Origin of the sequence: Salinimicrobium catena, assembly GCF_900102915.1 — a bacterium.
In the GTDB taxonomy this organism is placed as follows: domain Bacteria; phylum Bacteroidota; class Bacteroidia; order Flavobacteriales; family Flavobacteriaceae; genus Salinimicrobium; species Salinimicrobium catena.
The window spans coordinates 211,953-230,894 of sequence record NZ_FNGG01000004.1; the positions used below are offsets into that span (position 1 = coordinate 211,953).

Here is an 18,942-nt window from a genome sequence, read left to right on the forward strand (position 1 = left end):
CTCATTTTAATGACAGGAAGTCAGCCGGTTTTACACCACGAGCTATTTCCTTCTCCAGAGCAAATTAGTATTTTTACGACATGAACAAACCATTGGCAGAACGACTGCGCCCCCGCAGTTTAGATGATTATTTAAGTCAGCAGCACCTGGTGGGACCCGATGCTGCTCTAAGAAAGCAGATCAAGAATGACATTATTCCCAGCATGATTTTTTGGGGGCCACCCGGAGTGGGAAAAACCACCCTCGCTAATATTATCGCCAATGAATCGGGGCGGCCGTTCTTTACCCTTAGCGCCATTAGCAGCGGGGTAAAAGATGTTCGGGAGGTGATCGAAAAAGCCAAACAAAGTGAAGGTTTGTTCACTACCAAGAATCCTATCCTGTTCATTGATGAGATCCACCGCTTCAGCAAAAGTCAGCAGGATTCACTTTTAGGAGCCGTAGAAAAAGGATGGGTGACCCTGATAGGTGCCACTACCGAAAATCCGAGTTTCGAAGTTATTCCCGCATTGCTTTCCCGAAGCCAGGTATATGTCCTCAATTCTTTCTCAAAGGACGATCTGATAGCACTTCTTGAGCGGGCGATGAAGGAAGACGAGCTCCTTCAGAAGAAAAAAATAAAGTTATCCGAGATAGAAGCATTACTGAGGCTTAGTGGCGGTGACGCCAGGAAAATGCTGAACATTTTCGAGCTTCTGGTCACCTCCGAAGAAACCGATTCCGTAGAGATCACCAATGAGATGGTTCTCAAAAAAGTGCAGCAAAACACGGTTTTGTACGACAAGACCGGGGAGCAGCATTATGACATCATTTCGGCATTTATAAAATCAATTCGCGGAAGCGATCCCAACGCGGCGGTCTATTGGCTGGCTCGCATGATAGAGGGAGGGGAAGATGTTAAGTTCATCGCACGGCGGTTGCTTATCCTGGCCAGTGAAGATATAGGCAACGCCAATCCCACCGCGCTTATCATGGCCAACAACACCTTTCAGGCGGTTTCTACGATTGGTTATCCTGAATCGAAGATCATTTTGAGCCAGTGCTGCATCTATCTGGCTACTTCGCCTAAAAGCAATGCCTCCTATATGGCCATTAATGAGGCACAGGCTCTGGTCAAAAAAACAGGTAACCTTCCGGTGCCCTTATCCATTCGAAATGCACCCACAAAGCTCATGAAAGATCTGGGCTATGGCGAAGATTACAAATACGCCCATAGTCATGAGGGAAATTTTGCGGAAGCTGAATTTCTTCCCAAAGAGATCTCCAACACAACTCTTTTCAAGCCCGGAAATAACCAGCGCGAATTGGCACAAAGAGAATTTCTGAAGAAACGCTGGAAGAACAAATACGGTTATTGATCTTTCCTGTAAGTAACCGTAATCACCTGACCGCTGTTTGCGTCAAAGTATTCGGCAACGAGATTTCCTTGTGCATCAAAATAGGCATTTCCATTCCCCGAAGCTGAAGAATAGAGGTAATTTTCCCCACTGCCAGAATTGATAAGTTTAGCAAAGACTTCTGTCTCTCCCTTTTTAAATAGGTCAAATCCCACTGCAGTCTTTTTCAACTCATAGGACACCGCTCCGTTCATATAGGTTCCGGCAACGGTTTTCCTATTCCGTGTTTTAGCGGGCTTTTTTAGCTCTTCCCTTTCTTCGGAAGTAACCACAGGATCTACAATGACTTCGGCAGGAAGTGAATCTACTTCAGAAGCTTCTTCGTAAGCTTCTTTTTCTTCCACGGAAACTACAGGGTCTATCACAACTTCTCCCGAAAAACTATGCTGCAACTCCTCAATGGATTTAAAGGCATCCCTAAGTGCTTCGTGATAAGAATCTTTATAATCTTTTTCTCTACTGGTCCCGGTTCTTGAGGTGAATACCACTTCCTTTTTACAGTCTCTCAAAGTCACATAGACTTTAGAACTAAAAATACTGCTCTCATCATGCACATTGGCATCAAGGATTTCACAAGGCTGCACCCCTTCTGGAGTAGGTTCTTCGTAAAGGGCCGTAAATCCGAATTTTTCAAATAGAAAGGCTGTCAACGCGTTCAACTGGTATTGATTGTCCTCGTTAAGGAAATCGAATTTTTCAGGCACCCGTACATACTGGTATTGATCCAGCTCCTGCCCTGCTGCACCTATAGAAATATTTACAAATAAAACGGCCGTAAAAATCAACTTTTTCATCCTTTATCAAATATGAACTGGAAGCCCAACTGCACCGAAGCGTTTCGCGCTTTGGCAAGATTGGAATAATCCAGCAGGTTGTCTGCAGCAAGATAAAGATTAAAATTTGAAAATCTTCCCGAAACCAGTAGTCCCACGTTAGAATATGAGAAAGAATCTACCGTGTAAGTAACTTTTCCGAAGAAATTTTGAGAAAATTTCCTGTCGAAATAGACAGTGGCAGCATTTACCAAACCCCGCGGCCGCTTCATGCTAAAGAGCTGCAAGCCCACATGGTTCCTGTAACGTCTCCTTGGCCTTCTCTCCCGGTAATCACACGCTGCCAGATAAAGGTCTTCTTCAAAACCGTAATCAAATGAAGCATTAAGCTTTACCGGTCTAGTACTTATATACGGATCGCTGAGCTCTTCCTCATGAAAATACTCCCCCAGCTCACCGCTATCCGGATGATCTGGATCCAGAGTACTTTCCTGGTTCGAATCATAATCCCCATAATACCTGAAAGTACGAACGTCTTCAGTATGTTTGAGCATTCCAATATCAAGAAGGCTTCCGGTAAGACGATATTGATCGGTCAGGAAATAAGTAAAACCTATATCAACGCCCACTCCCAAATTTCCGCCTAAAAAAGCCTGACTTCGAAAGTGGTTAAAAAGCTCTTTATTGGTCATCTTATTTTCATTCAGGAAAGGACCCAGCCCGGCAGTACGCAGTAACACATCTACCTTACGAAGATTGGGGCGGGACACCCCGTTTTCTGAACTTCCGTAGGTAAAGAAATCTCCATTGTTATCAATGCTACGAACATTGATAATTCCTGAGTACAACTTTCCCCTGATCCCTATACTGAGATCGCGGTTCCAGTAATGGCTTACTCCAAAATGGAAAACATTCAACACTTCGCCGGTAAAGGCCAGGTCGCTGAGATGAAAATTTTTCTGATTCTCATTTCCTTCCCAGGCCAGCACCGCCAGATCTTTCGGAAAATAGGCAAAGACATCGGATTCCTGATAAATGCCTGCCGAAAAATAGTTGCGCTTCTTGTCACGCCAGCCCAGGAACAAAAGCTCCAGCTGATTCCTCACCGTGAAAAAATCTCTGTCACTTATCCTGGAAAGGGAACGGTCGATATTTTCATTCACCGTACCATTTCCTTCCCCAAAAATGTCATAAAGACTCACTCCTGAAGAGCCGGCCGAAAAAGAAATCTGTGAAAAAAAAGGCACACCGGCATGCATATCAAACCTAACTTCACCCCCGGGATTGGCCATAAGGTTTTGAGGAAGGGAATTAACATTGTACAGCAACTGCTTATTTTGAGCATAAACAAGCTGGCCGGTAAACCAAACGAGCAACACAAAAAATAATCTCATCCCTAAAATTCAAACTGGTAGGTAGCGGTTGACAATAATTTTATCTCCCCTTCTGTAGCACCGGGACCGGGCTGCATGGTGAACTTGGCTTTCACCTGAGTGGATTCACTTAGCAATTCAAGTTCTTTCGCTGTGGTAAATGAAAAAATTAGTTGATTATCGGCTGGAAAATTTTTACTACCGGGAGGAATTTCAAATTTCCGGGTCTGCTTAACACGATTTCTATCATCAAGAAAATTGATTTCCACGTTGAAAGTCCGGGGAAGAGAATTATAATATTCGAAACCCAGATCGATCCCTACTACGCTTTCTTCAAGATCGTCTGTAATAACATTAAAAGGAATAATTTCTTCAGTGGTAAATGGATTCCCAAGATCCAAAGTTGGAATAAGATCGGCATTCAATTCAAAATTGATAAGATCTACCACAGCTTTGGGCTGCAGTTTAATCTCCTCGATTTGATCCAGATCGACATCTTTCACGCAGGAAACAGAGATGAAAAAAATAGAAATCGTAAGCAGGGGGATCTTTAACAGATCTTTAAGATTTTTCATGGGGGCAAATTTACAATCTTAAACGAAAGTAAACTGCATATATTGCTAAAAAAATTTAGCTAATTCTTTCATTTCCAATACCTGATGATACTCAGGAGAGAATTCCTGTTTATAATAATTATAAAGAATAGCAGGCATTCCGAAGCTATGGGCTCCCAGGATATCAGCTTCAAAATTATCACCTATCATGATACTTTCTTCAATTTTTGCCGAAGCATTTTTGAGAGCTGCTTCAAATATCAACCTGTCCGGTTTTTTTACGCCTACATCTTCTGAAGTGGTCACAGTGTTAAAATACTTTAAAATTCCCGAGCTTGCCATTTTTTTATGCTGCACTTCTTTGAAGCCATTAGTAATAATATGCAGCTTATACTTTGGGTGAAGATATTCCAGCATTTCAACAGTACCTTCCAGCAAATGGTTATGATTGGGGAGATGGTCTATGTAGTCAACAGACAATTGATCGATTTGCTCATCGGTCACGTTGACCTTAAGCACATCAAAAGTATCCTTTAACCTGCCGTACCTTAGATCCTCCTTGGAAACCCGGTTTTCCCGGTACTTCTTCCAATAATCCATGTTAATGGGAGAATAAGCTTCCAGGAATTCTTCCAACTCTACGGCTATTCTATTTTTCTTGAAGATAGAATTAAAGGCGAGGCCCGAATTCCTGTCAAAATCCCACAGGGTATGGTCAAGGTCGAAAAATATGTGTTGTAAGTTATGAAATGTCATTGACTGTCTTTAAAATGTTCCTGTTCCTTTTAGCGTTAGCGTATTCTGAAAAGTCCTTATTGGTAAAGACCGAAATAAATTTTCCGTCTACCAGTTTGATCTGTCGTTTTAATTCCAGAACCTTATACTCGATCTCAGTTTCTTTCATCTTCTGAGTGGCCTGAATGTTTACCACGTATGGATGAATGAGCAAGGGCGTGGTGATCTCAAAATTGATATCGTAGAACAGGAACGGCGTGCAGGTCCCGGCCCTAAATCCCATAGCCTCGGGATAGCCCATAGAATAATCATTTTTAAATTCCAGCTCCACCATATTGTTATACGTATCGGGCAGCAAAAGATTGTACTTATTGTTCAAGGCGCTAACCACCGGCCTTTTCAAAATGCCCTCCAATCTTGTCTTTTCTTCCTTTAATGCCCTAAATTTTTGGTTAGCGAAATAGCCTGGTTGAAGACCTACCTCTGCATAATCGGCTACAGATTTGATAAGGCTTTGGAATTCTAGCCGGTTGTGATTGATATTCCTGTCATGGGTTGAAAAATCGCTCACCTGGAACATGAATTTTATTGGTACATGATACTTTTTAAAGATCCTTATGATCCTGTCATAAACATCATAAGGATCCCGTTTTAACTTTACCAGAACCTGAACCCGGTGCAAAAGATATTTTGGTTTAAGATGCAATAGATCTTCTGTAAAACCAAGTAATGATCGCACTATTCCCTTCTTCTTATAGCAGTAGGCTTCAGTTACCGCGATTACGTTTTCGGTTGCGTAGGGTCGCTTCGGAAAGTTAAAATCTGGAAATTTCTGCTGAAGCACTTCTCTGAACTTGTAAGCCCAGATATCGATCACCGGTTTATCCAGAAACCCTTCCTGAAATGCCAGACTTTCCGAGGCCGGAAACCTTCCCTCCTCATCCTTCACATGCGGCAGGTATTCTTCATACCTGCTTAAAAGGTAAAAAGTCGCGGCAAAAATATCGAACGGCAAAGAGCTGTTTTCTGAAACCCCAAAAAAACACGGCACCTCATCCCACTCCTGTACTTTCACCTCCATGTCGGTCATTCCCTGTTCCAGTAAAAGATCTACATTCTGAATAAAGATCTCGTTGCCCAGACTTTGTTTTCCGTAAGATAATTTCATGCCTTCGTGAGCCACGAACTCCTCGATCTTTGAAGTAAATGCCACCTGCACTCCAAGTATGCGGGTACAAATATGCTTGAATGAGTAAGTGATCCTGGGCGTGATCTTTTGGGTATAGACTAAAAGCATAGAGGTAGAAAATTACAACAATCCTTCATCGGCGAAGCTAAAATAGGATTTATCGGTCACAATTACATGATCAAGCACTTTAATGTCAAGGCTTTCTCCCGCTGTCTTTAATTTTTGGGTGAGTTGTTTGTCAGAATTACTGGGGTTGAGATTTCCCGAAGGATGGTTATGAGCCAGGATAATGGAGGTCGCCCCCAGCTCTAAAGCCATCTTTAGCGCCAAGCGAACATCTACCAGAGTTCCTGTAATTCCTCCTTTGCTTAGCTGGTACCGATCTATCACTTTGTTGGAATTGTTTAGATAGACGATCCAGAATTCCTCATGCGGCAGGTCACCAATAATGGGCTGCATAAGTTCAAAAACCGAAGCGCTGGAGGTGATCTTCTTTTTCTCCATGGCTTCTTCTGTGCGCCTTCTCCTGCCAAGTTCCAGAGCAGCGACTATGGTCACGGCCTTGGCCTCTCCAATCCCCTTGAACTCCATAAGCTGCTTTACAGAAAGTCTTCCCAGTTCATTAAGACTGTTACCGGTCTTTGCCAGTACCTTTTTACAAAGATCTACTGCGCTTTGATTTCTGCTTCCGGTGCCAATCAAAATCGCCAGTAGTTCGGCATCACTTAGTGAGGTACGGCCTTTTTGAAGCAGTTTTTCTCGCGGACGATCGTCCTGCGCCCAGTTCTTAATAGTGAATGATGTTTGTTCCCCTTCGGCCATTGATCCATTTTACTTAAAGATAAGAAAATGAACATTACCACCTTAGGCTATTTGATCCACTCCTTTACTTCTTCAAAATCCAGACCTCCATAGTTCCCGCTACTCATCAGGAGCAGCACGCTCTGGCTGAAGTTCTGAGACTTCAGGAATTCCTGAAAATCTTCAGAATTAGTATAAATTTCCAGGTCCTGCCGCCCAAAGGCTTTGAAAATCTGTTCAGCAGAAATAGATTCCAGACGTTTATTTTGCACTGCTTCGGGAGAAAAATAAACCATGGCAACATCGGCATTATCAAGAGCGCTCTTGTACTCTGTCAAAAACTCCGAATTAAGGCTGCTGTAGGTATGCAGTTCGAGGCAGGCTACCAATTTTTTATCAGCATACTGCTCTTTTACTGCCCTGGTAGTAGCCGCCACTTTAGAAGGGCTGTGAGCAAAATCCTTAAAGACCACCGTGTTTCCAGTTTCTGCTATTTTTTCAAGACGCTTTGAGGCACCTTTGAAAGAAGCTATTGCCTCGTAAAAATCCTCTTCGTCTATACCCATGTGCTGGCAGATCCATTTTGCGCCCGCGAGGTTCTGCAGGTTATGTCTTCCAAAGATCTCTACCGGCATATCGCCTTCAGGTGTCTCCAGCAAGGTCACCTCATTTTCCACATGGTAGGCAGGCACGTGATAAGGATGCTTTCTGATGGTATTTGTGGTCTCCTCTACCAGTTTCTTGAGTTGCTCATCCTCCTCATTATAGACCAGGATCCCTCCTTTTACTATAGAATCAATGAATATTCTAAACTGGTCCAGGTAGTTCTCAAATGTGGGAAAAACATTGATATGATCCCAGGCTATCCCACTAAGCAGAGTGATATTGGGCTGGTAAAGATGAAATTTTGGTCGACGGTCTATAGGCGAGGAAAGATATTCATCCCCTTCCAGAACTATAAAATCATTCTCTTCAGTAAGGTGTACCATGGTATCAAAACCCTCCAGCTGGGCCCCTACCATGTAATCCACCTCTTTGTTATGGTAATTAAGCACGTGCAGGATCATGGAAGTTATCGTGGTCTTACCATGCGAACCTCCTATGACCACTCTGGTTTTTTCTTTAGATTGCTCAAAGAGAAACTCGGGATAAGAGAATACCTGCACCCCTATTTCTTTAGCTTTTTTTAATTCGGGATTATCTTCCCTGGCATGCATTCCCAGAATGACCGCATCAAGTTCCCGAGTGATCTTTTCAGGAAACCAGCCGTAAGTTTCGGGCAGCAGACCAAATTTTTCAAGTCTTGACCGGGAAGGTTCGTAGATCATATCGTCACTCCCGGTGATCTGGTGGCCTTTTTGGTGCAAAGCCAAAGCCAGGTTGTGCATGGCACTGCCTCCAATTGCAATAAAATGTATGCGCATAAAAAATTTTGGTGTAAAGATAACTAAAGCGGCGGGAAGGAAAAGAGCGTTTGACTTAATATGAAAAAGATCGAATTAGTACTGTTTTAGAACAAAAAATTTTAACGAATATTTTGTAAAACATTTCTTCCCAATATTTTATTAATGAAAAAATTGTATTTTTAACCCACCCTACCTCAGTCAAGTAGAGCAATTAGAAGTAACCAGCCTGTAATTCCTGACTTAACAGGAGTTTAAGCTTTTTTTTTCATCTTTGCCATATATTTGAACCCAATTCTAAAAACAGAACAAATTAACATCTAGAGCCTATGCAAAATTTTACTTTAAGGAGAAATGGAATTTCCTTATTCCTTTTTGCCTTTATTCTTTTTAGCGGAACCTACTCTTATGGACAGACCTGTCCCACGGTAGAAGACCAAAATACCACTGCCTCTGGCAATCAGCAGTATTTTTGTGATTCCCAGATCCCGGAAGTACAGCATCTAGTTGCTACTGGTGATGTGGTATGGTATGCAGATCAAAATTCCACGACTCCCATAGCCTCTACCCAACTCTTGGCTGATGGAATCACGTATTTTGCCGGCAACAGTGACGCAACTTGCGCCGGAAGCAGGGAATCAGTGACTGTTACCATTTATAGTCAGCCTGACATACTGGGAATTAAAGAATCGACGAACAAGCAATCCTTACCTACACTATCTTTTTGTGTTGCCGATGTTAATAATCCGGATATCTATTTAAGCAATATCCGGACCAGTGCTGATGAGACAGGTAGCATCCAATGGTATGACAGCCAAACAGGTGGCAACGTGCTACCGGCCGATACAGAATTGGTGAATGGCGCTACTTACTGGGTTGATCAGGCTAATCCTTTTGGGACCTGTCGTACTAACCGAAGAAGTGTAAAGATCGAACTCAATAGCGAACCCGCACCTGAAGGTGAACCTGCACAAACCTTTTGTGCTGCAAACAATCCTACTCTGGCAGACATAGTAGCCAGCGGAGACCTTCGGTATTTTGTTTCTGAAACATCTTTGACTGAACTAAGTTCGGCAACTCCACTTGAAGACGGAAAAACCTACTACCTTGCTTCAGTTGGAGAAATTTGTGTGAGTGTTGACAGACTTGCTGTAACTGTAACCGTGAATGAACTTACTATCCTTGATGAAACACAGGGATTCTGTGAAACAGAAAGTGCAACTGTAGATGACCTTCTACCTGCTGATGGCGTATGGTACACAGATGAAACTTTTAGTACTCCAATAGACGCGGGCACTGCCCTTGTACATGGAAATAGCTATTTCCTGGGAATAGAGGAAGGTACCTGTACCACTACCGAAGTAACTGCCGACATTTACCCGGCACCCGATGCAGGTACTCCAACTGAATTAACGTATTGCTCCAATGATCCTGCAGTCGACCTGTTCACTCAAATTGAAGGAACTCCAGACCAGGCAGGAACTTTTGAACCGGCACTTACCAACAATATGTTTAACCCTGCCGATTATGAAGCCGGTGTACAAGAATTTACTTACACCGTAGAAGGCAATGAATTTTGTGAGGATGCTGTAAACACTATCACCATTAATATCATTGCCGCGCCCGAAGCCGGAGCTGATGTGAACGAGGCTTATTGTACTGCAGACTTTGCAGATGGTGACGCCCTGATGACGCAGTTCAACACCTACCTTGAGGGAAGAGATCAAACCGGAACTTTTAATCCTACTTTAGAAAGCCTTCGTGACGATTACAACACCAATGGAGCAGGTGTATATACAACCGTCTACACAATAAATGATGGCGACACAGGATGTTCTGACTCTGCAACCTTTGAAATCACTGTGAACCAGACCCCTGATGCCGGGGAAGATGCTACCGTGCAATTAGTAGAAGGAGACAATACGGTAATTGACCTGTTCAGCGAACTTGGTGGCACTCCAGTTACCGGAGGAACCTGGGACATTGGAAATGGCACTTTTGATCCGGCTGTTGATACCGCACCGGCATCTTACACTTATACCGTGACTGCGAACGGATGTTCTTCTTCAGCAACCATTTTTGTGGCTGAAGCTTGTCCTATCGTAGCCGACACCACTCCTGAATTTTGTGAAACAGTAGATGATGGAACCGGAGCGGACTTCCCACGAGTGAGCGATCTTTTACCTGCTCATGCGGTATGGTACACCACAGCAGATCCGTCTGACGACACCACTATTGACCCCAATACTCAACTTGAAGATCAGGCTGTATATTATGCCGGAAATCAAAGTGGGACATGTACTGCCAGAACTCCGGTAACGGTTACCATCCTCGATTCTCCAAATGCAGGAATTGACACTGAAATTACTGTATGTGCAAATGATGCACCATTTGATCTTACTACCATGATAGATCCATCTATCCTTGGTAATGCCGATGCAACAGGAAACTTCTCCCCGGCTTTAGCCAGTGGCGGAAACATGTTTGATCCTGCAGTAGATGTTGCCGGCACTTACACATATACAGTTGCTTCCACTACCTCTTGTCCAGATGCAAGCGCAGACATCATTGTGAACGTTGAAGCAGTTCCGGCTGCTCCGGCTACAACAGCAGTTACAGACTGCGCCGCAACCGGACTTACTGTTGCTGATCTTGTTGCTACTCCGGATACCGGAAACAGTATTCAGTGGTATACAGATGCTGCATTGACTACTCCTGCTGCCGGAACAGACGTACTGGTTACAGGAACTTATTACGCTACCCAAACCAGCCCTGCAGGTTGCGAATCTGCCGCAACTCCTGCCGAGGTAGTGATCAACGATGCTCCTACACCTACTCTTGTAGCAGGTGGAAACCAATTTTGTATGATCGACAGGCCTACCGTTGGCAACATCGCCATGAACGAAGCCAATATTACTTGGTATGATTCAGCTACAGGCGGAAGTGTTGTGAGCCCCGAAACCAGCCTTCTGGATGGAACTGTTTATTACGCTTCCTTAACAGATGCTGCTTCAGGCTGTGAAAGCTCGCAAAGGCTGGCAGTGACCGCAGAGGTGGAAAAATGCCCTTTACCAATACCTGAAGCTTTCAGCCCGAATGGTGACAACATCAACGATCTTTTTATGGTGGAATTCATTGGAGAGCAATATCCACAGTTCACCATTGAGATCTTCAACAGGTGGGGTCAAAAAGTATTTAAAGGAAACGCTTCTAATGCTACCTGGAACGGCGAATCTACAGAAGGTTCCCTGGGTAGTGATGTAGTTCCTGTAGGAGTTTACTTCTATGTGATTGAATATAATGACGGAGAAACTACACCAACCCAAGGAAGATTGTACCTAAGCAGATAATTTGAAAACATTGAACTATATGAGAAATTCCATTATAAAACTTTTATTCATTGTTAGCATTGCCCTTCTTTCAACAGAGGGTAATGCTCAACAAGACCCCCATTTCACTCAGTACATGTATAACATGGGAGTGATCAACCCTGCTTATGCTCTAGACGAGGAGGGGCTTTTCAGAACCGGAGCCATTTACCGTAACCAATGGGTTGGAATGGAAGGCGGTCCTGAAACGGCAACAGTTTTTGCACAAACTGCCCTTGCCAGAAGAGTGGAACTAGGAATCAATATTATGCACGACCAGGTTGGTGACATCGTTAAGGAAAGTCATCTTTCTGCCAACTTTGCCTATGTATTCCCGGTTTCTGACAACTCGAAGCTTTCCCTCGGATTAAAAGGAGGAGTGAACTTTTTTGATGCAGACCTTGCCGGCTTGAGAACTCCTGAACAGGGAGTAGATCCAGCCATGGAAAACATCAGCGAGACCTTTCCTAACTTTGGAGTGGGCGCTTATTGGTTTGGTAAGAACTATTATGTAGGATTATCTGCTCCAAACCTTATTACCTCCAAGCATATTGAAAATGCTGATGGAAGAGCCGGTTTAGGAGAAGAAAACATTCACTACTTCCTTACAGGTGGATACGTGTTCGACCTCAATGACGATCTTAAACTAAAACCTGCCTTTATGGTGAGAGGAGTGCAGGATGCTCCACTGTCAGTTGACATTACTGCCAATGCCCTTCTTTACGATCGTCTTGAAGCAGGAATTGGATACCGACTTGGCGACGCTCTTAGCGGTTTAGTGAACTTTCGCGTTACTCCAGACCTTCGCATAGGTTATGCATATGATTACACCCTTTCAAACCTGGGTGATTACAATGACGGAACTCATGAGATCATGATCCTGTTTGACATGGATGTGTTCTCAAGAGGATTTGATAAATCTCCACGATTCTTCTAAAAAAAGATATATGAGAAAATTATACACTACACTTTTAGCTACAGTTATAGGTCTTACTGCTTTCGCTCAGAATGTGAGCGTAGGCAAGGCCGACCAACTGTTCAAAGAGAGAGCTTATATGGATGCTGCAGAAATGTACAGGCTTATATCCAATAAAGATCAGCACGTGCTTCAAAATCTTGCAGATTCCTATTTCTACACCCACAGGATGATGAGCGCCGAAGGTAATTACAGGGAACTCTTCAACCGCTTTGACGGGAACATTGCTCCTGAATATCGCTTCAGATATGGCCATGCCCTTAGAGCCATGGGTAAGAACCGGGAAGCCGACGAGGTGCTCAGCGAATATTATAACCAGGAGATCAATCTGCGTAAGCTGGCACAGGAGCTGGATACCATCGCCCCACACACTTTCAAGGTGCGTCAGCTTGCCAGCAACAGCTCCAGTTCAGATTTTGGGATCACCTACATGGGAGATCGGGTAGTATTTGCATCAACTCGCAATGAGAACCGTCCTTTGTACCTGTGGAACAAGAAGCCGTACCTTGATCTTTACTCAGGCGAAATGTCTGCAGATGGAGAAATAAGCGATGTACAGCTTTTCCCAGGAGAGATCAATACAGATACCCATGAAAGTTCTGCCACTTTCAACGCAGATCAGACGGTAATGTTCTTTAACAGAACAAACTCCGAAAGAGTCAAAGCCGAGGATGAGAATATCAGGGTAGCACACATCAGTATTTACCGGGCTGAAAAGGTGAATGGGGAATGGACCAATATAGAAAGAGTTCCTTTTGCAAGCGACAGCTATTCTACAGAGCATCCTGCGCTGAGCCCTGACGGTTCAAAACTTTACTTTGCGAGCGACATGCCGGGATCTTTAGGATCTTTCGACATCTATGTTGTAGACATCAATGCAGACGGGTCTTACGGGGAACCAAGAAACCTTGGGCCAGCCATCAATTCGGAGCATAGGGAACAATTCCCATTCATTAGCAGTGAAGATGTACTTTATTATAGTTCCAATGGAAAAACAGGTTTTGGAAACCTGGATATTTTTCGTGCGGAATTGAAAAACGGCAGTTTTGAAGAGGCTCAGAATTTGGGCGGAACGGTTAACAGCGGAAGCGATGACTTCGCCTTCGTAATCAAACCGGGAGAAGATAAAGGTCATTTCACTTCTGTGAACAATGGAACTGAAAACCTCTATTCCTTTGTAAGAGAAGAGAACAAACGCCCAGAACCGGTGGTTGCTGTTGAATTAACCGAAGAGAACGAAGTCACTGGCGCCCAACAGCTAAGAGATGTTTCCAATATCTACTTTGATTTCGATAAATCAGAAATTCTACCCCAGGCAGAAGTTGTATTAGACCGTGTGGTGAAGATCATGAAAGATTACCCGAGGCTTGAACTTGAGATCGGTTCTCATTCTGATGCTCGCGGATCTGATAAATATAATATGGACCTCTCGGAAAGACGCGCGGCAGCTACCCTAGAATACATTGTTAGTCAGGGAATTGATCGCAGCAGGCTTAGCTCAAAAGGTTATGGAGAGTCAATGCCTTTAAATGATTGTACCGAACCTGATATGTGTACTGAAGAACAGTACGCTAAAAACAGAAGAAGTGAGTTCAAGGTTATGAACTAGTTTCTATCTGACCAACCAAAGAAAAGCCCTGAGAGATCGGGGCTTTTTTATTTTCTGAAAACAGGATGTTTTGTCACCTTTTTGGAGGATAACCGGCCAAAGCTTTTTGCACGATCTGGTCAAATCTCTTCTGCCGTTCTGTAGGACTGGCGTTAAGATCAAATGAACTTTCCACCACCGCCTGCCATACTAAGGCATCGGTTTTGGCATCTATAAGATCAAAGGTGAGCCTAAGGTAAGTTTCAGGACCTCCCAAAGGAATGCCGCCGCTTACTCCTACTCCAACATTTCTGCTACCGCCTCCTACACCTATTCCTAATCGGCTGTCACTTTGCTGACGGTATTCTTCGGAATAAATATTCAGATAAAGATCGGGGTTGGTAGAATGCGATAGAGATTTATTTTGCAGTTGATGCCTGGCACTCTTGATAAGCCTCTCTTCATCCAACTGACTCAAGCCGGTTCGCAGATCTGGATAAATATCAAAGGTCTGATACTGGGAAAAGTTAATTTGTTGATCGTAATCATATACTGCCTGCGGTGCATTGCAAGATGTGAGAATGAGAAAAAACAGAAGGAAGGGAATGAACTTCATAACGAGAGTTTTACTTAAAAATAAGAAAAACTATCCTGAAAATGAAGCGATTAACAATCCCTAAACAGGCTCCCTGTTCAGCATTTCCCAAAGCTTGTCTTTGAGTTCCTGCAGCCCCAGTTGTGCGACAGAGGAAATGAAGAGATAAGGAACATCAAAAGAATTGTCCAGTTCTTTCTTCATTTCGGCTTTTAACTCCTCATCAAGCATATCGCTTTTGGAGATGGCGATCAACCTGTCCTTGTCCAGCATTTCAGGATTATACCTTCGTAATTCATCTACAAGGATCTCGTATTGCTTCGGAATATCCGGAGCGTCTGCCGGAATGAGGAATAACAGAGTAGAATTGCGTTCTATGTGACGCAGGAAACGATGACCTATCCCCCTGCCTTCAGCAGCACCTTCAATGATCCCGGGAATATCGGCAACCACAAAAGTTTTAAAATCCCGGTATTTTACTATCCCGAGATTCGGTTTTAGAGTGGTGAATTCGTAATCGGCGATCTTTGGCTTGGCCGCGGTAATGACCGAAAGTAAAGTGGATTTTCCGGCGTTTGGAAATCCAACCAGACCTACATCGGCCAGCACTTTAAGCTCCAGAGTAATGTCCTTTTCCTCCCCGGAAATTCCCGGTTGGGCATATCTCGGGGTCTGATTGGTAGAGGATTTAAAATGCCAGTTACCCAGGCCACCTTTTCCACCTTCAGCAATGATGATCTCCTGCCCATCTTCTGTGATCTCGTCAAGCGGCTTTTGAGTTTCGGTATCCCGTATCACGGTACCCAGCGGCACCTCAATATATTGATTCTCGCCATCGGCCCCGGTGCTGCGTTGCTTTCCGCCGTGCTCCCCGTGGCCGGCCTTGATATGCCTTTTAAACTTTAAATGGAATAAGGTCCAGAGGTTCTTGTTCCCCTTGATGATCACATGCCCGCCGTGACCTCCGTCACCACCATCGGGCCCGCCTTTTGCAATGTATTTTTCACGGTGCAAATGGGCTGAGCCTTTCCCTCCGTTTCCGGAAGTTACATGGATCTTTACATAGTCAACAAAATTTCCTTCAGTCATTATTCCTTTTCCTTAAAAATTGAATGGAGTCTTTCCTATTACAGGTTGTCGATAACATCCTTAAGTCGCTGGGTGATCTCAGAAATACTGCCTACCCCGTTTACGCCGAAATATTTATTCTGCTTTAGGTAAAACTGCTTTAGGATTGCAGTCTCTTCATAGTAGACCTTGATCCTTTTCCTGATCACCTCTTCATTGGCATCATCTGGCCTGCCAGAAGTCTTTCCTCTTTCCAAAAGTCTTTCTACAAGCAGGTCGTCCTCCACTTCAAGCGCGATCATGGCACTTACAGAAGTACCTTCATTGTGAAGCAATTCTTCCAAAGCCTCGGCCTGTGCCACAGTCCTTGGAAAACCGTCAAAAATGAAGCCTTTACCGCCTTTTGCCTGTCTTACCTCAGCCTTCAGCATGTCAATGGTCACCTCATCGGGTACCAGCTGCCCCTGGTCCATATAAGACTTGGCCATAAGCCCCAGCTCAGTTTCATTTTTAATGTTATACCTAAACACATCTCCGGTAGAGATATGCTTAAGGTGGTAAGTGTCTTTTAAAATAGTTGCCTGTGTTCCCTTGCCGGCTCCCGGAGGGCCAAACAGCACAATATTTGTCATTTTGCTTTCTTTAAGTTTGTATACCTGTGTAAGATTTCGGCCCAGACCATCATAATCAAGTCCGTAACCAACAATAAAATCATTTGGGATCTCCATTCCCACGTAGTCTATATGCAGGGATTTCTTATAAGCTTCGGGTTTGTAAAAAAGAGTGGCGATCTTGAATTCCTTAACTTTCTCTGCCTCCAAAATGCTGTTGAGGCTTTCAAGCGTATTTCCGGTATCCACGATATCTTCGATAACCACCACATGTCTGCCCTCCAAAGGCTGAGTTAGGCCCATTAGGGAATTAACTTCTCCTGAAGTCTCAGTGCCCTGGTAGGAGCTCAATTTCACAAAATTAACTTCACAATCTCCTTTAAACCTCTTGATCACTTCGGAAGCAAATAAAAAAGCACCGTTCAAAACGCCGAGAAAAACAGGGGTTTTCCCCTCAAAATCTTCATTGATCTTCGCTGCCACTTTCTCGATCGCATCATTGATCTCGGCTTCAGAAATAAAAGGTGTGAATTTTAAATCGTGTAGTTGTATCAAACCAAATAATTTTTGGGAAGCAAAGATACATATTCCAAACAACTCCTAATACCAAATTAAAAGGCATTTGTGCCTGAATCTTTCGGCAATTCAGATTTTTAAAATTATTTTTGCTGAAACACCACCCTAATGACGAATTACTTTTCTTCAGATTTCAAACTCGGAATTCTTGGCGGAGGGCAGTTGGGAAAAATGCTGCTCTATGAAACCCGAAAATACGATATCCAGACATTAGTTCTTGATCCCAGCGCCGAAGCACCTTCGCGCATTGCCTGTGACTCTTTTACACAAGGTGACTTAATGGATTATGAAACGGTTCTGGAATTTGGAAGAAAAGCCGATGTTTTGACCTTTGAGATCGAAACCGTCAACGTGGAAGCCCTGGAGAAACTGGAACAGGAAGGCATAAAGGTCTACCCTTCGCCCAAGACCCTTAAAAAGATCCAGGACAAAGGTGTTCAAAAAAGCTTTTATGCAGACCATGCCATTCCCACGGCTCCTTTTTCAAAATTCGCTTCAAAAGACGCGCTTTTGAGGTGCTTTCAAAAAGGGGATTTTCAGTTCCCTTTTGTTTGGAAAAGCACAACAGGCGGGTATGACGGCAAAGGAGTAGCTGTGGTGAGAGACCAGGCCGCTCTTGAAGCTCTGGAAGATACTCCCTGCATAGCCGAAGATCTTATCCCGTTCAAGAATGAGCTGGCGGTGATCGTTGCCCGCAGCCCTTCGGGAGAAGTAAAGACTTTTCCGGTGGTAGAAATGGAGTTCCATCCAGAGGCCAATCAGGTGGAATATGTGATCTGTCCGGCAAGGATAGAGCCTTCCGTAGCAGAAAAAGCAAGAAAACTGGCAGAAAAGGTTTCCGAAAGATTTGAACATGTAGGCCTGCTGGCGGTAGAAATGTTTCAGACCGAAGATGACCGGGTATTGGTGAACGAGGTGGCGCCCCGCCCGCACAACAGCGGGCATTACAGCATAGAGGCCGGCTTTACCAACCAGTTCGAGCAGCACCTGCGTGCCATATTAGACCTGCCGCTTGGCAATACCGACAGCAAAGTGGGCGGAGTAATGGTCAACCTGGTGGGAGATGAAGGCTACACCGGCAACGTGATCTATGAGAACATTGAGGAGATCATGAAATTTAAGGGAGTTACACCTCACATCTACGGAAAAAAGATAACCCGCCCTTTCAGGAAAATGGGTCATGTGACCATTGTCGCCGAAGATCTTTCTGAGGCCCGAAGAACGGCCGAGAAAGTAAAGAAGACAATTCGGGTGATAGGTTCAGAAAAAATAAACAGCTAAACAGAACAAGATGAGAAAAGTGGGAATTATAATGGGCAGTACCAGCGACCTGCCGGTAATGCAGGAAGCCATAGACATCCTGAAGAAATTTGGAGTGGAAACAGAGGTGGATATCGTTTCTGCCCACCGCACCCCCGAAAAACTTTTTGATTACGGTAAGAACGCCCACTCCCGCGGAATTGGCGTCATTATAGCCGGAGCCGGCGGCGCGGCCCACCTTCCGGGAATGATAGCCTCCCTTTCACCTCTTCCGGTCATTGGAGTGCCTGTAAAATCGAGCAATTCCATTGACGGCTGGGACTCAATACTTTCTATTTTGCAAATGCCCGGCGGTGTACCTGTGGCTACCGTTGCTCTTAACGGCGCCAAAAATGCAGGCATACTTGCCGCGCAGATCCTTGGCAGCGCCGATTCGGAAATACTTGATAAGGTAATAGCCTACAAAAATGGCCTAAAGGAGAAGGTCATTGAAGGAGCGAAAGGTCTTAAAAAATAAAAGCCACGCTTTCGCGTGGCTTAAAGTAGCATTTGTCGTTTAATAGTATTTATTAACCATTCTAAATATATTAATCAAAAACCTAAAAGCTACTATATTTAAATTCTTATCGGTTTCTTAAGAATAGTTAAAGTAAAGAAAAGATTCTTTAAAATCAC

The 18,942-nt window shown here is 44.0% G+C and carries 16 protein-coding genes; 6 read left to right on the forward strand and 10 right to left on the reverse strand.

Annotated features, from left to right (window positions below; genetic code table 11):
• The first annotated feature begins 80 nt into the window (after positions 1-80).
• Positions 81-1,358, forward strand: a complete 1,278-nt coding sequence (locus tag BLS64_RS10500; RefSeq protein ID WP_093113484.1) for a replication-associated recombination protein A — start codon at positions 81-83, stop codon at positions 1,356-1,358.
• Here the strand turns inward: BLS64_RS10500 and BLS64_RS10505 are convergent.
• From BLS64_RS10505 to BLS64_RS10535, 7 genes are read right to left on the reverse strand one after another with little or no spacing between them, the layout of a single operon-like run.
• Positions 1,352-2,191 (reverse strand): hypothetical protein, encoded by an 840-nt coding sequence (locus tag BLS64_RS10505; protein ID WP_093113485.1) that lies wholly within the window; start codon positions 2,189-2,191, stop codon positions 1,352-1,354. The two genes, BLS64_RS10500 and BLS64_RS10505, sit on opposite strands and share 7 nt — an antisense overlap.
• Complete coding sequence (locus BLS64_RS10510; protein WP_093113486.1) at positions 2,188-3,564, reverse strand: DUF5723 family protein; 1,377 nt, start codon at positions 3,562-3,564, stop codon at positions 2,188-2,190. Before BLS64_RS10510 ends, BLS64_RS10505 begins: the two co-directional genes overlap by 4 nt.
• 2 nt (positions 3,565-3,566) lie before the next feature.
• Positions 3,567-4,118, reverse strand: a complete 552-nt coding sequence (locus BLS64_RS10515) for a hypothetical protein (RefSeq protein ID WP_093113487.1) — start codon at positions 4,116-4,118, stop codon at positions 3,567-3,569.
• A gap of 45 nt (positions 4,119-4,163) precedes the next feature.
• Positions 4,164-4,853 (reverse strand): YjjG family noncanonical pyrimidine nucleotidase, encoded by a 690-nt coding sequence (locus BLS64_RS10520; protein WP_093113488.1) that lies wholly within the window; start codon positions 4,851-4,853, stop codon positions 4,164-4,166.
• Positions 4,840-6,129, reverse strand: coding sequence for a polysaccharide deacetylase family protein (locus BLS64_RS10525; RefSeq protein WP_093113489.1), 1,290 nt, complete (start codon positions 6,127-6,129; stop codon positions 4,840-4,842). The genes BLS64_RS10520 and BLS64_RS10525 overlap by 14 nt, the downstream gene beginning before the upstream one ends.
• Positions 6,130-6,141: 12 nt before the next feature.
• Positions 6,142-6,843 carry a RadC family protein gene (radC, locus tag BLS64_RS10530; protein ID WP_093113490.1) on the reverse strand — a complete coding sequence of 234 codons (702 nt, stop codon included), beginning with the start codon at positions 6,841-6,843 and terminating at the stop codon, positions 6,142-6,144.
• Between the two features lie 47 nt (positions 6,844-6,890).
• Positions 6,891-8,246: a UDP-N-acetylmuramate--L-alanine ligase gene (locus tag BLS64_RS10535; RefSeq protein WP_093113491.1), complete on the reverse strand. Its 1,356-nt coding sequence runs from the start codon at positions 8,244-8,246 to the stop codon at positions 6,891-6,893.
• 308 nt (positions 8,247-8,554) lie between these two features.
• Between BLS64_RS10535 and BLS64_RS10540 the strand changes: the two genes are divergently transcribed.
• The 3 genes from BLS64_RS10540 to BLS64_RS10550 are packed head-to-tail and all read left to right on the forward strand — an operon-like array spanning position 8,555 to position 14,178.
• Positions 8,555-11,575 (forward strand): gliding motility-associated C-terminal domain-containing protein, encoded by a 3,021-nt coding sequence (locus BLS64_RS10540; protein WP_093113492.1) that lies wholly within the window; start codon positions 8,555-8,557, stop codon positions 11,573-11,575.
• Between the two features lie 19 nt (positions 11,576-11,594).
• A complete protein-coding gene (locus tag BLS64_RS10545) occupies positions 11,595-12,530 on the forward strand; it encodes a PorP/SprF family type IX secretion system membrane protein (RefSeq protein ID WP_093113493.1) in 936 nt (311 codons plus the stop codon).
• A gap of 10 nt (positions 12,531-12,540) precedes the next feature.
• Positions 12,541-14,178, forward strand: a complete 1,638-nt coding sequence (locus BLS64_RS10550) for an OmpA family protein (protein WP_093113494.1) — start codon at positions 12,541-12,543, stop codon at positions 14,176-14,178.
• Positions 14,179-14,251: 73 nt separating this feature from the next.
• On the opposite strand, the gene BLS64_RS10555 is transcribed toward BLS64_RS10550, so the two are convergent.
• From BLS64_RS10555 to BLS64_RS10565, 3 genes are read right to left on the reverse strand one after another with little or no spacing between them, the layout of a single operon-like run.
• Positions 14,252-14,773: a DUF4136 domain-containing protein gene (locus tag BLS64_RS10555; protein ID WP_093113495.1), complete on the reverse strand. Its 522-nt coding sequence runs from the start codon at positions 14,771-14,773 to the stop codon at positions 14,252-14,254.
• 60 nt (positions 14,774-14,833) lie between these two features.
• Complete coding sequence (gene obgE, locus BLS64_RS10560; RefSeq protein ID WP_093113496.1) at positions 14,834-15,841, reverse strand: GTPase ObgE; 1,008 nt, start codon at positions 15,839-15,841, stop codon at positions 14,834-14,836.
• Positions 15,842-15,879: 38 nt separating this feature from the next.
• Positions 15,880-16,986, reverse strand: coding sequence for an adenylate kinase (locus BLS64_RS10565; protein ID WP_093113533.1), 1,107 nt, complete (start codon positions 16,984-16,986; stop codon positions 15,880-15,882).
• A gap of 129 nt (positions 16,987-17,115) precedes the next feature.
• Here BLS64_RS10565 and BLS64_RS10570 point away from each other — a divergent pair, with 129 nt between their 5' ends.
• Both BLS64_RS10570 and purE read left to right on the forward strand, forming a co-directional pair.
• Entirely contained in the window at positions 17,116-18,288 is a 1,173-nt protein-coding gene (locus tag BLS64_RS10570) for a 5-(carboxyamino)imidazole ribonucleotide synthase (protein WP_093113497.1), read from the forward strand.
• A gap of 10 nt (positions 18,289-18,298) precedes the next feature.
• Positions 18,299-18,784, forward strand: coding sequence for a 5-(carboxyamino)imidazole ribonucleotide mutase (gene purE, locus BLS64_RS10575; protein ID WP_093113498.1), 486 nt, complete (start codon positions 18,299-18,301; stop codon positions 18,782-18,784).
• The last annotated feature ends 158 nt before the right edge of the window (positions 18,785-18,942 follow it).

Coding starts and splice junctions, on each gene's coding strand:
- BLS64_RS10500 (WP_093113484.1), top strand. CDS start 81: ATGAACAAACCATTGGCAGAACGACTGCGCCCCCGCAGTTTAGATGAT.
- BLS64_RS10515 (WP_093113487.1), bottom strand. CDS start 4,118: ATGAAAAATCTTAAAGATCTGTTAAAGATCCCCCTGCTTACGATTTCT.
- purE (WP_093113498.1), top strand. CDS start 18,299: ATGAGAAAAGTGGGAATTATAATGGGCAGTACCAGCGACCTGCCGGTA.
- BLS64_RS10510 (WP_093113486.1), bottom strand. CDS start 3,564: ATGAGATTATTTTTTGTGTTGCTCGTTTGGTTTACCGGCCAGCTTGTT.
- BLS64_RS10535 (WP_093113491.1), bottom strand. CDS start 8,246: ATGCGCATACATTTTATTGCAATTGGAGGCAGTGCCATGCACAACCTG.
- BLS64_RS10545 (WP_093113493.1), top strand. CDS start 11,595: ATGAGAAATTCCATTATAAAACTTTTATTCATTGTTAGCATTGCCCTT.
- BLS64_RS10570 (WP_093113497.1), top strand. CDS start 17,116: ATGACGAATTACTTTTCTTCAGATTTCAAACTCGGAATTCTTGGCGGA.
- BLS64_RS10540 (WP_093113492.1), top strand. CDS start 8,555: ATGCAAAATTTTACTTTAAGGAGAAATGGAATTTCCTTATTCCTTTTT.
- BLS64_RS10520 (WP_093113488.1), bottom strand. CDS start 4,853: ATGACATTTCATAACTTACAACACATATTTTTCGACCTTGACCATACC.
- BLS64_RS10555 (WP_093113495.1), bottom strand. CDS start 14,773: ATGAAGTTCATTCCCTTCCTTCTGTTTTTTCTCATTCTCACATCTTGC.
- radC (WP_093113490.1), bottom strand. CDS start 6,843: ATGGCCGAAGGGGAACAAACATCATTCACTATTAAGAACTGGGCGCAG.
- obgE (WP_093113496.1), bottom strand. CDS start 15,841: ATGACTGAAGGAAATTTTGTTGACTATGTAAAGATCCATGTAACTTCC.
- BLS64_RS10525 (WP_093113489.1), bottom strand. CDS start 6,129: ATGCTTTTAGTCTATACCCAAAAGATCACGCCCAGGATCACTTACTCA.
- BLS64_RS10550 (WP_093113494.1), top strand. CDS start 12,541: ATGAGAAAATTATACACTACACTTTTAGCTACAGTTATAGGTCTTACT.
- BLS64_RS10505 (WP_093113485.1), bottom strand. CDS start 2,191: ATGAAAAAGTTGATTTTTACGGCCGTTTTATTTGTAAATATTTCTATA.